This is a genomic window from Janibacter limosus NBRC 16128 (assembly GCF_001570985.1).
In the GTDB taxonomy this organism is placed as follows: Bacteria; Actinomycetota; Actinomycetes; order Actinomycetales; family Dermatophilaceae; genus Janibacter; species Janibacter limosus.
In genome coordinates, this window is the sequence record NZ_BCSS01000036.1 from 24,199 (window position 1) to 36,828 (window position 12,630).

11 protein-coding genes and 1 riboswitch are annotated in these 12,630 nt (G+C 70.2%); of the genes, 9 read left to right on the forward strand and 2 right to left on the reverse strand.

Going from position 1 to position 12,630, the window contains the following annotated elements; all coding sequences use genetic code 11:
* Nucleotides 1-1,473: a carboxyl transferase domain-containing protein gene (locus tag JLI01S_RS12780; protein WP_068265201.1), complete on the reverse strand. Its 1,473-nt coding sequence runs from the start codon at nucleotides 1,471-1,473 to the stop codon at nucleotides 1-3.
* A 41-nt stretch (nucleotides 1,474-1,514) separates the two neighbouring features.
* Here JLI01S_RS12780 and JLI01S_RS12785 point away from each other — a divergent pair, with 41 nt between their 5' ends.
* The 9 genes from JLI01S_RS12785 (at nucleotide 1,515) to JLI01S_RS12825 (ending at nucleotide 12,243) form a co-directional block, all read left to right on the forward strand.
* Nucleotides 1,515-1,883 carry a hypothetical protein gene (locus JLI01S_RS12785; RefSeq protein ID WP_157074954.1) on the forward strand — a complete coding sequence of 123 codons (369 nt, stop codon included), beginning with the start codon at nucleotides 1,515-1,517 and terminating at the stop codon, nucleotides 1,881-1,883.
* Entirely contained in the window at nucleotides 1,870-2,283 is a 414-nt protein-coding gene (locus JLI01S_RS12790) for a hypothetical protein (RefSeq protein WP_068265204.1), read from the forward strand. Before JLI01S_RS12785 ends, JLI01S_RS12790 begins: the two co-directional genes overlap by 14 nt.
* A gap of 48 nt (nucleotides 2,284-2,331) precedes the next feature.
* A riboswitch (SAM riboswitch) is annotated at nucleotides 2,332-2,444 on the forward strand.
* An 18-nt stretch (nucleotides 2,445-2,462) separates the two neighbouring features.
* Complete coding sequence (locus tag JLI01S_RS12795; protein ID WP_068265206.1) at nucleotides 2,463-3,779, forward strand: bifunctional o-acetylhomoserine/o-acetylserine sulfhydrylase; 1,317 nt, start codon at nucleotides 2,463-2,465, stop codon at nucleotides 3,777-3,779.
* 105 nt (nucleotides 3,780-3,884) lie between these two features.
* Entirely contained in the window at nucleotides 3,885-4,190 is a 306-nt protein-coding gene (locus JLI01S_RS12800) for a hypothetical protein (protein WP_068265207.1), read from the forward strand.
* Nucleotides 4,190-5,437, forward strand: coding sequence for a hypothetical protein (locus tag JLI01S_RS12805; protein ID WP_068265211.1), 1,248 nt, complete (start codon nucleotides 4,190-4,192; stop codon nucleotides 5,435-5,437). The genes JLI01S_RS12800 and JLI01S_RS12805 overlap by 1 nt, the downstream gene beginning before the upstream one ends.
* Before the next feature lie 49 nt (nucleotides 5,438-5,486).
* Nucleotides 5,487-6,749, forward strand: coding sequence for a GNAT family N-acetyltransferase (locus JLI01S_RS12810; protein WP_068265214.1), 1,263 nt, complete (start codon nucleotides 5,487-5,489; stop codon nucleotides 6,747-6,749).
* A 79-nt stretch (nucleotides 6,750-6,828) separates the two neighbouring features.
* Nucleotides 6,829-10,680 (forward strand): ATP-dependent RNA helicase HrpA, encoded by a 3,852-nt coding sequence (gene hrpA / locus JLI01S_RS12815; protein ID WP_439645574.1) that lies wholly within the window; start codon nucleotides 6,829-6,831, stop codon nucleotides 10,678-10,680.
* 67 nt (nucleotides 10,681-10,747) lie between these two features.
* Complete coding sequence (locus JLI01S_RS12820) at nucleotides 10,748-11,659, forward strand: proteasome assembly chaperone family protein (RefSeq protein ID WP_084349412.1); 912 nt, start codon at nucleotides 10,748-10,750, stop codon at nucleotides 11,657-11,659.
* Complete coding sequence (locus JLI01S_RS12825; protein ID WP_068265220.1) at nucleotides 11,659-12,243, forward strand: hypothetical protein; 585 nt, start codon at nucleotides 11,659-11,661, stop codon at nucleotides 12,241-12,243. Before JLI01S_RS12820 ends, JLI01S_RS12825 begins: the two co-directional genes overlap by 1 nt.
* 3 nt (nucleotides 12,244-12,246) lie before the next feature.
* On the opposite strand, the gene JLI01S_RS12830 is transcribed toward JLI01S_RS12825, so the two are convergent.
* On the reverse strand, nucleotides 12,247-12,630 hold a 384-nt coding region (locus tag JLI01S_RS12830), incomplete at its 5' end, for a DNA polymerase (RefSeq protein ID WP_245634618.1).

The window sequence follows — 12,630 nt, forward strand, 5'->3', positions numbered from 1 at the left end:
CTACACCAGCAGACCCTCGACCTCGGCGGTGATCGCCGCACCGATCGCTGCGGCGAAGGCCACGGGGTCCTCGTGGGCGGCCGGGGACTCCGGCACGATCACATCGACCAACCCGTCCTCGAGCATCTGCTGCGCGCCCACCCGCTGGCGTGCGGCGAGCAGGGGAGCATGGTCGGTGTCCTTGAAGAGGATGGCGCTCGCACCCTCCGGCGGCAGCGGGGAGAGCCACGCATTGCCCGCCGCGACGACCCGACGGGCGGGCAGCAGCGCGAGGGCGCCGCCCCCGGTGCCCTCGCCGAGGAGCACCGAGACGCTCGGCACGCTCAGTGAGGTCATGTCCGCGATGCACCGGGCGATCTCACCGGCCAGCGCGCCCTCCTCGGCGCGCGGGGAGAGGTCCGCCCCGGGGGTGTCGATGACGGTGACCAGCGGTAGGCCGAGCTCGCTCGCCATCCGCATGCCGCGTCGTGCCTCACGCAGCGCAGCCGGACCCATCGACTGGGAGACCTGGTAGCGGCGGTCCTGACCGACGAGCACGCACGCGCGGCCACCGAAGGACGCCAGCGCGAGCATCACGCCCTTGTCGGACTCGCCGAAGCCGGTGCCGTTGAGCGGGATGACGTCGTCGGCCGCGTGCTTGAGCAGCTCGCGCACTCCCGGTCGGTCTTGGCGTCGCGTCGTCTCGATCGACGACCACAGGGTGGCGATCTCCTCCTCGCTCGGCTCCGGCCGGGAGACGAAGGGAGTGACCGGCCACGCGGGGTGGTCCGAGGGGTCAGCGGTGCTCCCTTCGGTCGTCGCGGACAGCAGGGTCAGCGCTCGGGCAGCGATGTCGGCCAGCCCGTCGATCGGGACGATCGCATCGACGATGCCCTTGTCGACGAGGTTCTCCGCCACCTGCACGCCGTCGGGGAAGGGCACGCCGTTGACCGTCTCGTAGACGACCGGGCCGAGGAAGCCGATGAGCGCGCCCGGCTCGGCGATCGTCATGTGCCCGAGCGAGCCCCACGAGGCGAAGACGCCCCCGGTCGTGGGGTGGCGCAGGTAGACGAGGTAGGGCAGGCCTGCCGCCTTGTGCGCGACGACCGCCGCGGAGATGTCGACCATCGTCATGAAGGCCGGTGTGCCCTCCTGCATCCGCGTGCCACCGCTGGCGGTCGCCGCAATGAGGGGCAGGCGCTCCGTGGTCGCCCGGCGGATGGCCGCGACGATCCGTCCGGCGGCCGCACGACCGATCGAGCCACCCAGGAAGCGGAACTCGCCGACGATGAGCGCCACCTCGTGGCCGCGGATGCCGGCCCGCCCGGTGAGGATCGACTCGTCGGTGCCGGCCCGGTCGGAAGCCTTGGCCATCGTGGCCCGATAGGTCTCGTCCAGACCGGTGAGGTCGAGGGGCTCGTCCCACGAGACAAAGCTGTCGGGATCGACGACGGTGGTGATGAGCTGCTGGGCACTCGGACGCTGAGGACTCATGCCGTGATGCTCCCACCGCAGCGGCTGGGTAACCTTGCCCGGTGCTTGTGCCCCTGACCACCTTCGTGATGATCGCCGTCGGCGTGCTCGGGCTGATGTCCCTGGGTTACCTCGCGATCAACCGGCTCGTCGACGATGCGCTGCTCCTCGTGACCGCGCTCGTCGAGCTCGGTCTCATCGTGCTGGCGGTCGTGACCGCCGTCGTCCACCGCCAGGTCATCGGCACGGGGGAGGGTGCGACCATGCTCGCCTACGCCCTCACGCTGCCGATCCTGCCGCCGATCGTCGTCTTCATCGCCCTGAAGGAAAAGACCCGCTGGGCGATGGGCGTCGTCATCGCCGGCGCCTTCACCGTCGGGGTCATGACCTACCGCATCCTGCAGATCTGGCAGACCAATGGCCCCGCCTGAGGTCAGCACCGGCACCGGGCCGGGCCGCATCGTCGTCGCCGTCTACGGCGTCCTCGCGCTCGCCGCGACCGGGCGCTCGATCCTGCAGGCCACCCAGTACTTCGACCGGGCACCGCTGGCATACGTGCTCTCGGCCCTCGCGGCAGTGATCTACATCATCGCGACCGTTGCCCTGGCGAAGGGGGGAACCTCCGGCGCGCGCATCGCGACCGGGGCGATCCTCGTGGAGGCCATCGGCGTGCTGAGCGTCGGGACGCTCTCCTACCTGCAGCCGGACCTGTTCCCGGACAAGACCGTCTGGTCCCACTTCGGGTCCGGCTACGGCTACCTGCCGCTGGTCCTGCCCTTCGTCGGGCTGTGGTGGATCCACCGCGCACGATCTGGACACTCCGCCCGCTAGGTGAGACAGGGGCTGGTGGCACGCGGCCGTGTTCCTATCATCGGGGCAGGTCTTGAGCGCCAGCGCACAGCCCCGGCTTGCTGGCCGGCAACCCTCCTCCGCGGTGGGGTGCCCCGGGAGACGACCTGGTCCGTGGCGCCCGCCACGGTCAAGCGCGCACCATGCACAGGAGTGAACCCATGACCGACCAGTCCACGTGGAGCTTCGAGACGAAGCAGATCCATGCCGGCCAGGCCCCCGACCCGACCACCGGTGCCCGGAACCTGCCGATCTACCAGACGACGTCCTATGTCTTCAAGGACACCGAGCACGCCGCCAACCTCTTCGGGCTCAAGGAGCTCGGCAACATCTACACGCGGATCATGAACCCGACCCAGGACGCGGTCGAGCAGAAGATCGCCGCGCTCGAGGGCGGCATCGGGGCCCTCATGACCGCCTCCGGCATGTCCGCGACCACCCTCGCGCTGATGAACCTCGCCGAGGCCGGTGACCACATCGTCGCCAGCGCCGCGCTCTACGGCGGCACGGTCAACCTCCTGCAGCACACCCTGCCCAAGTACGGCATCGAGGTCACCCTCGTCGAGGACCCGCACGACATCGAGCAGTGGAAGGCCGCGGTCAAGCCCAACACCAAGGCCTTCTTCGGCGAGACCATCGGCAACCCCAAGGACGTCGTCCTGGACATCGCCGCCATCGCCGACGCCGCCCACGCCGCCGGTGTCCCGTTGGTCGTGGACAACACGATCGCCACGCCCTACGTGCTGCGCCCGATCGAGCACGGCGCCGACATCGTCGTGCACGCCGCGACCAAGTTCCTCGGTGGCCACGGCAACTCGATCGCCGGTGTCATCGTCGACGCCGGGACGTTCGACTACGCCGCCGACCCGGAGAAGTTCCCCAACTACAACGAGCCGGACCCGGGCTACCACGGCCTGCGCTACGGCCCGGACCTGGGGATCAACGGCGTCATGGGCGCCAACCTCTCCTTCATCCTCAAGGCCCGCGTGCAGCTGCTGCGCGACCTCGGCCCGGCGATCTCGCCCTTCAACGCCTTCCTCATCGGGCAGGGCATCGAGACCCTCTCGCTACGGATGGACCGCCACCTGGCCAACACCGCCACGATCGCCGAGTTCCTCGGTGGGCACGCGCAGGTCGACAAGGTCACCTGGGCCTCCCTGCCGACCAGCGCCAGCTACGACACCGCGCTGAAGTACACGCCGAAGGGGGCCGGCTCGGTCATCTCCTTCGAGATCTCCGGTGGCCTCGAGGCGGGCAAGAAGTTCGTCGAGGGCCTGACGCTGCACAGCCACCTGGCCAACATCGGTGACGTGCGCTCGCTCGTCATCCACCCCGCGTCGACGACCCACTCGCAGGGTCCGGAGGAGGACCGGCTCGCTGCTGGCGTCACCCCCGGCCTCGTGCGCCTGTCGGTCGGCCTCGAGGACGTCAAGGACATCATCGCCGACCTCGAGGAGGGCTTCGCCGCCGCGAAGTGACCAACGCTCCCTGAGGAGGTTGCCCAGCAACCGTCTCGAAGGGACCGCTGCTGGGCCTGTGGATATCTCCACGGGCCCAGCAGCGTTTTTTCATAGCGTTGGGGCATGGGCGGACAACAACGCATCTCCATCGACAGCGAGGGCATCGAGGGCCTGGGGCGCCGGCTCTCGACCATCGCCGACTACCTGGAAGAAAAGGCGGCCAAGGCCAACAACGAGGCGGTGGAGACCTTCGGGTTTCCGAGCTGGGACGGCACCAACGCCTACGAGAGTGCGATCGGTGACTACGAGCTGCGCCGCAAGCAGGTGTGCAAGCAGCTGCGCGAGCTCGGGAGGCTGGCCAAGGACGCGGGCTCCTGGTACGTGGAGACCGAGGACCTCATCGACGAGCGCAACCGCGGGATCCTCTGATGGCCCTCCACGACCCGGGGACCATCGAGGAGGGCGACCCCGCGATGATCCGTGCCGAGGCCGACGAGCTGAAGACCGTCGCCGCCAACATCCACACCGTGGCCGAGATGCTCCGCACCGTCTCGACGAAGGGGGTGTGGGACTCGTGCGCCGGGACGACCTTCGACAACGAGGTCGGCGCGACCCCCGATGACCTCGTGGAGATCGCCAACCGACTGGCAGGCACCGAGCGGATCATCCGGCCCTACGCCGACCGGCTCGAGACGAGCCAGACGACGCTGGAGAGGATTCGCATCCGCTACGACGAAAACGTCGCGACCGCTGAGCGCTGCACGACGAAGCTGGCCACGATGACACCCGAGGATCCGGAGTACCTGACGGTGGACCGCGAGTACCGGGCCGCGAGCAACTCCCGCGAGATGAACAAGCGCGGTTACCAGCGTGAGGCGGAGGAGGCGAGAGCCGACGAGCAGGCGATGGCCGCCCGCCTGGCCCTGGTGGCGATCGAGCTGAGCGACCCACGGGCGTACAACGGGTTCGAGAAGTCGAGCTCGGTCGGGACGAGCTCACTGGTCAACAACCCGATCGTGCAGACCACCCCATGGGGCAAGCCGGTACAGGTCGTGGCCGTCGCCGACCCGGTGGGCAAGCTGGGGCGGCGGATGTTCTACGACGAGGGCAGCTACAAGGACGTCAGCGTGACCACCGTCTTGGCCGCAGTCGACTTCGTGATCCCATCGAGCGGCAAGGTGAAGGAGAAGAACTTCTTCCGCACGAGCCGCCACGCAGAGAGGCTGAAGGGGATCAGGGCCGCGGACACGTCGACCAACCCCATCGCCCGCACGCGGATCGTGACGAATGCCAAGAACTCCACCCGGCACCAGGTCGCCAAGGCGAAGGTGAGGGCGGCGGACAAGGTCACGGACACCCTGGCGACGAAGTCGGGAGCCCGGCTCGTCGACGACTTCGCGACGGACTGGGCGGCCGTCGCCGGATCCGGCCGGGTCCGCAAGGGCGGGGTGGCCATCAAGTACTCGATCAAGGCGACCAACCACACCGTCTCGCAGGTCAGCTCGACGAAGGAGCAGGTCGACCGGCTCGGTCGAGCCACCGAGTCCGGGCCGGACAAGCAGGCCCGGCAGGAGCGCGAGCAGGCCGCCGAGCGTCGACAGGCTTCGGCCCAGCAGCAACGCGATGCAGCGGTCGACGAGCTGACGACCCGTCCGGTCGCGGGTGCGATCCCGTGAGGGACAAAACTCCGTTGCGGCACCACCGGTCAGGTGCGAGCGTGACGGCATGGCCTCCGACATCCACGTCACCCGGATCGACCCCGACGACGACGCGGCCGCCGAGCTCGTCCTCGACCTCGACGAGCTCGTCTGGTCCGCGTCGGGCCGGGTACCACGGGTGGCTGCGTTGCGCGACACCCCGCGCCGGGCTGGCTTCGTCGCCACCCGGGACGGTGAGCCGGCGGGCATCGCCGGGTCGTGGGATGTCGAGCTGTCCGTCCCCGCGACGCAGGGGGACGCCTCCCTTCGTCCCGCAGAGGGCCTGACCTGGGTGGGCGTGCATCCCGACCACCGCCGCGCAGGAGTGCTCAGTGCCCTGATGCGCCACCACCTGCGCTGGACCCGGGAGGAGCAGGGGCGCTCGATCGCCGTGCTCAAGGCGTCCGAGCCGGGGATCTACGGCCGGTTCGGCTACGGGGTCGCGAGCTCGGAGCTGATGTCGAGCTTCGGCAGGGGGACGAAATTCGCTGCGCCTCAGGCGGTCCGAGGTCTCGCTCGGGCCACCACCCTGAGGACGACGACGGCGAGCCCGGACCAGGGCGAGCGGTGGCACACACTGGCCCGCGAGTGCGGGAGCACTGGGCCCGGGCACCTCGTGCGCAGTGCCGAGGACAGCCGGCGGCTCCTCGCCGACACCCCGGAGAGTCGCGGTGAGCGAGAGCCGGCTCGTCTGCTCTGGGCGACCCGTGACGGCCGTGACGTCGGTGTTGCGTACTTCCACCGCACGCCGACGTGGGATGCCGGCTCAGCCGCGGGCAAGGTGGGGGTCTTCTTCCTCCTGTCAGTGGACGCCGGCGCACGTCTTGCGCTCGCCGAGCGTCTCGTCGACCTCGACCTGATGGGCAGCACGGAGTACTGGGTCGCCCCGGACGACGTCCTCGCGCTCTGGCAGCCCTCGCTCCGGTCGATGAGCGTGAGCGGTGTGACCGACAACCTGTGGGTGCGCCTCGTCGACGTGCCGACCGCCGTCGCCGAGCGCGGTCACGCGGTGGACGTCGATGTCGTCGTGCGGGTGCGCGACGAGATCCTCACCGACCAGGCCGGCACGTGGCGCTGGAGCGCCGGGGGAGGTGTCGGCGAGCTGAGCCGCACCGACGTCGAGCCCGACATCACCCTCGACATCGGCGACCTCGGCGCGGTCTGGCTCGGCGGGCAGTCGCTCGCCGCCCGGGCAGCCGCCGGCCACGTCACCGGCGATCCCGGTGCCATCGCCCGACTGGACCTCGCCCTGCGCACCCCGATCGGCCCGGTCGGGACCATCGACTTCTGACCCCTCGAGACGGTTGCTGCGCAACCTCCTCGGGGAGCGAGGAGACGGTTGCTGCGCAACCTCCTCAGGGACCGTGATCATGGAGGCACGTATCCTGACCGCCATGCCCACCCCCCTTCGCGAAGCCATCCCCGCGGAGGACCTGCACTACCCGCAGGACCTGCCGGTCGTCGCCCGCAAGGACGACATCGCCGCAGCGATGCGCGACCACCAGGTCGTCATCGTGGCGGGGGAGACCGGGTCCGGCAAGACGACCCAGCTGCCCAAGATCGCCCTCGAGATCGGGCGCGGACGCACCGGCCAGATCGGTCACACGCAGCCCCGTCGCATCGCCGCCCGCGCGGTCGCCGAGCGGATCGCCGAGGAGATGCAGGTCGAGCTCGGCGGGCTCGTGGGGTACCAAGTGCGCTTCACCGACCACAGCAGCGACGACACCCGCGTCAAGGTGATGACCGACGGCATCCTGCTCAACGAGATGCAGCGCGACCGCGACCTGCGCCGCTACGACACGATCATCATCGACGAGGCCCACGAGCGCTCGCTCAACATCGACTTCATCCTCGGCTACGTCAAGCAGCTCCTGCCCCGCCGCCCCGACCTCAAGGTCGTCATCACCTCCGCGACGATCGACCCGGAGCGCTTCGCGGCCCACTTCGCCGGTCCTGACGGTGAGCCCGCCCCGATCATCGAGGTCTCCGGTCGCACCTACCCGGTCGAGATCCGCTACCGCCCGCTAGGAGAGCAGAGCGACGACGACGGTGAAGATGACGGCGACCAGCTGACCGGCATCTGCAAGGCCGTCGAGGAGCTGTGGACCGAGCCCGACGATGCCGGCCCCCGCGACACCCTCGTCTTCCTCTCCGGCGAGCGGGAGATCCGCGACGCGCAAGAGGCCCTGACCTCGATGCAGCTGCCCGACACCGAGATCATCCCGCTCTACGCACGCCTGTCCGCGGCCGAGCAGCACCGCGTCTTCGCCGCGCACCGCGGACGTCGGATCGTGTTGTCCACCAACGTCGCCGAGACCTCCCTGACGGTCCCCGGCATCCGCTATGTCATCGACGTCGGCACCGCCCGCATCTCCCGGTACAGCCAGCGCACCAAGGTCCAACGCCTGCCCATCGAGCGGGTCTCGCAGGCCTCGGCCAACCAGCGCGCCGGCCGGTGCGGCCGCATCGCCGAGGGCATCTGCATCCGCCTGTACTCGCAGGAGGACTACGAGTCGCGTCCCGAGTTCACCGACCCCGAGATCCTGCGCACCAACCTCGCCAGCGTCATCCTGCAGATGACCTCGCTCGGCCTCGGCGACGTGGCCCGCTTCCCCTTCCTCGAGCCGCCGGACTCCCGCCAGATCACCGACGGCGTGCGCCTCCTGCAGGAGCTGCAGGCCTTCGACACCGAGACCGCGGCAGCCCGAGAAGCCCAGCAGGCGAAGGGGGGACGGCGCGGCGGTGGTCGTCGGCTCACCCCCACGGGCAAGACCCTCGCGCGCCTGCCCGTCGACCCGCGGATGGGCCGCATGCTCATCGAGGCCGACAAGCTCGGCTGCACCACCGAGGTGCTCGTCATCATCTCCGCCATGTCGATCCAGGACCCCCGCGAGCGGCCGATCGACAAGCGACCCCAGGCCGATCAGCAGCACGCACGATTCCGCCAGGAAGGCTCCGACTTCGCCAGCTGGTGGCACCTGTGGGTCCATCTCAAGGACCAGCAGAAGGCCCTGTCCGGCAGCGCCTTCCGTCGCATGTGCAAGCGCGAGTACCTGCACTTCCTGCGCATCCGTGAGTGGCAGGACCTGCACTCCCAGCTCGTGCGCGCCGCCAAGCAGCACACGATCGACACCCGGCAGCGCACGTCGGCGGTCGACGCGGAGCCGGACTGGGACCGCATCCACCAGGCGCTGCTCACCGGGCTGCTCAGCCACATCGGTCTGCGCGACGAGGACAAGCGTGACTACCTCGGGGCGCGTGGAGCGCGCTTCTCGATCCAGCCGGGCACCACGAACTTCAAGCGGCAACCCCCCTTCGTCATGGCGGGGGAGCTCGTCGAGACCTCGCGGCTGTGGGCTCGCTCGTCCGCCCGGATCGACCCCGTCTGGGCCGAGCGGGCCGGCGCCCACCTCGTCAAGCGCACCTACTCCGAGCCGCGCTGGAGCAAGAAGGCCGCGTCGGTCATGGCGACCGAGCGAGTCACCCTCTTCGGCGTCCCACTCGTCGTCGGGCGGTCGGTGTCCTACGGCAAGATCGACCCCGTCGTCAGCCGCGAGCTCTTCATCCGGCACGCGCTGCTCGAGGGCGAGTGGGACGGTCGGCACGAGTTCCTCGCCGCCAACCGCAAGCTGATCCGTCGCCTCGAGCAGCTCGAGGAGAGGGCCCGCCGTCGCGACCTGCTCGTCGACGACGAGGATGTGGTCGCCTTCTACGACGCCCGGATCCCCGCCAACGTCGTCTCCGGCGCGCACTTCGACACGTGGTGGAAGTCCGCCCGCCGCGAGCAGCCGGACCTGCTCACCCTCACCGAGGATCTCCTGACCCGCGACGACGCAGCCCAGGTCGACCAGCGCGACTACCCGCGGCGCTGGCGCACCGACGGGCTCGAGCTCGCCGTGAGCTACCAGTTCGAGCCCGGCACCGAGGACGACGGCGTCACCGTCCACGTGCCCGTCGCGGTGCTCAACCGGTTGACCGCCGACGGCTTCGACTGGCAGGTGCCCGGGCTGCGCGCCGACCTGGTCACCGCGCTCATCAAGTCGCTGCCCAAGGCCACCCGACGCCACCTCGTCCCCGCGCCCGACCACGCCCGCGCTGCACTGGGCGAGCTCGACGCCGACGCAGGGACGACGATCACCTCCCAGCTGTCGACCGTGCTCGGCCGGCGCGGTGGCATCCGGATCGACGAGGGGGAGTGGGACTGGACCAAGGTGCCCGACCACCTGCGGGTCAGCTTCGCCGTCGAGGACGGCCGCCGGCGCCGCCTGGGCCACGGCAAGGACCTCGAAGCCCTGCGCGAGAGCCTCGCCGGGCACGTCCAGCAAGGCATGTCGCTCGCGGGTGCCTCCATCGAGCGCACCGGCCTGACGACCTGGGACCTCGACGAGCTGCCGAGCACCTTCACGACCAGGACCGGCAAGCACACCGTCATCGGGTACCCGGCCCTCGTGGACGAAGGGAGCAGTGTCGCCGTCCGCGTGCTGCCGGACGAGCAGCAGGCGATCGCCGCCCATCGCGCCGGCGTGCGGCGGCTCCTCCTGCTGAGCACCAGCCCACCGTGGAAGCGGGTGCTCGCCCGCCTGACCAATGCGCAAAAGCTGGCGCTCGCGGACAACCCGCACGGCTCCGTGCCCACGCTCCTCGACGACGCCCTCTGCGCAGCCGTCGACGACATCGTGGTCCAGCACGTCACCGGACCGGTGCGCTCGCGGGCCGCCTTCGACCAGGCGCTGGCCGCCACCCGCACCCACGTCGCCCAGCGGGTACTCACCGCGGTCTCCGAGGTGGAGCCGGTCCTGGCACAACGCACCCAGGTCCTGGCGCTGCTCGCCCGGATGAGTGCCCCGGCGCTCGGCGCCACCGTCGCCGACGTGCGGGCCCAGCTCGACGGGCTGGTGCGCCCCGGCTTCATCGCCGACACGGGACTGGACCGGTTGCCGGACCTGCGGCGCTACCTGCGTGGGATCTCCCTTCGCCTGGAGCGTGCCGCGGAGAACCCGAGACGTGATGCCAGCCACCAGGAAGCCGTCGACGGTGTCGAGGCCGCGTACGCGGATCTGCTCGACGCGCTGCCACCCCTGCGGCGACGCTCACCGGATGTCGTGGACATCGGGTGGATGATCGAGGAGCTGCGCATCTCGCTCTTCGCGCAGTCGATCGGGACGGCCCGCTCGGTCTCGGCCAAGCGGGTCCGGTCCGCCATCGCTGCCATCTCCACCTGAGGAGGGAATGGCCGGATGACCCCGGTCGTTGCCACAATGAATGCTTCACCGACCAGGAGGTCCTGACGTGACCGAGCGTCTCTACCGTTACGAGGCCGACACCGACCCCGCGCTGCTGCAGCCCGGGCCGATGATCGTGGCCTTCGACGGCTTCTTCGACGCGGGCATGGCCCAGCGGCTGCTCGTCGACCACCTCCTCGAGGCAAGCGACGCGAGCGTCGTCGCGTCCTTCGACGTGGACGCGCTGATCGACTACCGCAGCCGGCGACCCATCATCACCTTCGACGCCAACCGGTACACGGACTACAACGACCCTTCCCTGATCCTGTACCACCTGCTCGACCGGGACGGCCAGACCTACTACATCCTCACCGGGCCAGAGCCGGACTACCGGTGGGAGGGGGTCATCGACGCCGTCATCAGCCTCATGGACGAGATCGGCATCTCGATCGCCGTCCACGCCCACGGCATCCCCATGGCCGTCCCGCACACGCGGCCGGTCGGCATGACCGTCCACGGCACGGACGAGCGACTCATCGGTGAGCACAAGCCGGTCTTCGGCACCGTGCAGGTGCCCGCCTCGCTCGCGGCGCTCCTCGAGCTGCGCCTGGGCGAGTCCTCTCGCGACGCCGTCGGCTTCAGCATCCACGTGCCCCACTACCTGGCGCAGTCGTCCTTCCACGACGCGGCACTCACGGCTCTCAACGCGATCGTCGACGTCACAGGCCTCAACCTGCCCAATGACGCGCTCGCCGAGGCGGCTGGCGAGGGCCGGCTGCAGATCGAGCGTGAGGTCGAGGACAACGACGAGGTCAAGGAGGCCGTGCAGGCGCTGGAGCGCCAGTACGACGTCCACCTGCGTGGGCTCGAGCGGCCCAGCCTGCTCGCCGGCGAAGGGGACGACCTCCCGTCAGCAGATGAGATCGGCGCCGACTTCGAGGACTTCCTGCGCACGGTCGACGAGACCGACAACCCCTAGTGGGGCCGCGGGCGCGGCGGGCAGCGCGCGCCATCGAGCGAGGGCGGTCGGTCGCGCTGACCGCGCAGAGCCGGCGGGACGTTGCCGTCCTCGCCGTGTGCCTGCTCTTCGCTCTCGGTGGCCTCGCGATGATCGGCAATGGGCTCTTCGGTCTCGAGCCGGGGGAGCGTCGCCACTACGCAGGCATGGGCATCCTCCCCGGCGGGGTCCTGGTCTTCCTCTTCTTCGGCGTCGTCGGGGTGCCGATCGCGATCTGGAACCTGCGCGGCAGCCTGAGGGCATTCGTCCTCGACCACGACGGCCTGCTGATGCACACGTGGTGCCGCCTGCCGTGGTCCTCGATCGTCACCGCCAGTGTCTCGGGTGAGGGCGAGCACGCATACGCATGGGTCGAGCTGACCCCGGACGGCGCAGCGGTCAACCGTCGGCTCGTGGACGACGCGGCCGAGGTCTTCGAGATGAGGGATGTCACGGGCGCGCCGGCCACGGCAGTGCTTCTGCCGGGGCACCTGAGCTCGATCACCCTCGACGAGCTGGCCGAGCTCGTCCGCCTGGCTCGTGCCCGTCGACGACACGAGGGCTGAGTCCTATTTCGCCTCGGACCAGCGCTGCACGATCGAGGTGTCGGAGACGAAGCGCACGTGCTCGCCGCCGAGCCACCGTCGCGCCGCGTCGGTGAGCGCCCGGTCGACCACGGCAGCAGCCTCATCGGCATGCTGCCGGGGCACGTGGACGAGCAGCTCGTCGTGCAGGCACAGCACGATCCGCCCGTCGAGCGGTCGCACAGCCACCCGCACGGTCGCCGCCCATGCCTTGAAGAGCTCGGCCGCGGAGCCCTGGATGACGGCATTGCGGGCGAACCGCCCACGGGAGGAGGCCAGCCCGTCGCGGCCCTCGTCATCGAGACCGCCCACGCCGAAGTCGGTGCGCACCAGCCGCCCGCCGAAGGTGCGGACCGGCTCGCCGCGCCG

What these genes read in the sequence shown, in the direction of transcription:
- JLI01S_RS12800 (WP_068265207.1), top strand. Translation starts at nt 3,885, where the DNA reads ATGGGCGGACAACAACGCATCTCCATCGACAGCGAGGGCATCGAGGGC.
- JLI01S_RS12790 (WP_068265204.1), top strand. Translation starts at nt 1,870, where the DNA reads ATGGCCCCGCCTGAGGTCAGCACCGGCACCGGGCCGGGCCGCATCGTC.
- JLI01S_RS12780 (WP_068265201.1), bottom strand. Translation starts at nt 1,473, where the DNA reads ATGAGTCCTCAGCGTCCGAGTGCCCAGCAGCTCATCACCACCGTCGTC.
- JLI01S_RS12795 (WP_068265206.1), top strand. Translation starts at nt 2,463, where the DNA reads ATGACCGACCAGTCCACGTGGAGCTTCGAGACGAAGCAGATCCATGCC.
- hrpA (WP_439645574.1), top strand. Translation starts at nt 6,829, where the DNA reads ATGGAGGCACGTATCCTGACCGCCATGCCCACCCCCCTTCGCGAAGCC.
- JLI01S_RS12805 (WP_068265211.1), top strand. Translation starts at nt 4,190, where the DNA reads ATGGCCCTCCACGACCCGGGGACCATCGAGGAGGGCGACCCCGCGATG.
- JLI01S_RS12810 (WP_068265214.1), top strand. Translation starts at nt 5,487, where the DNA reads ATGGCCTCCGACATCCACGTCACCCGGATCGACCCCGACGACGACGCG.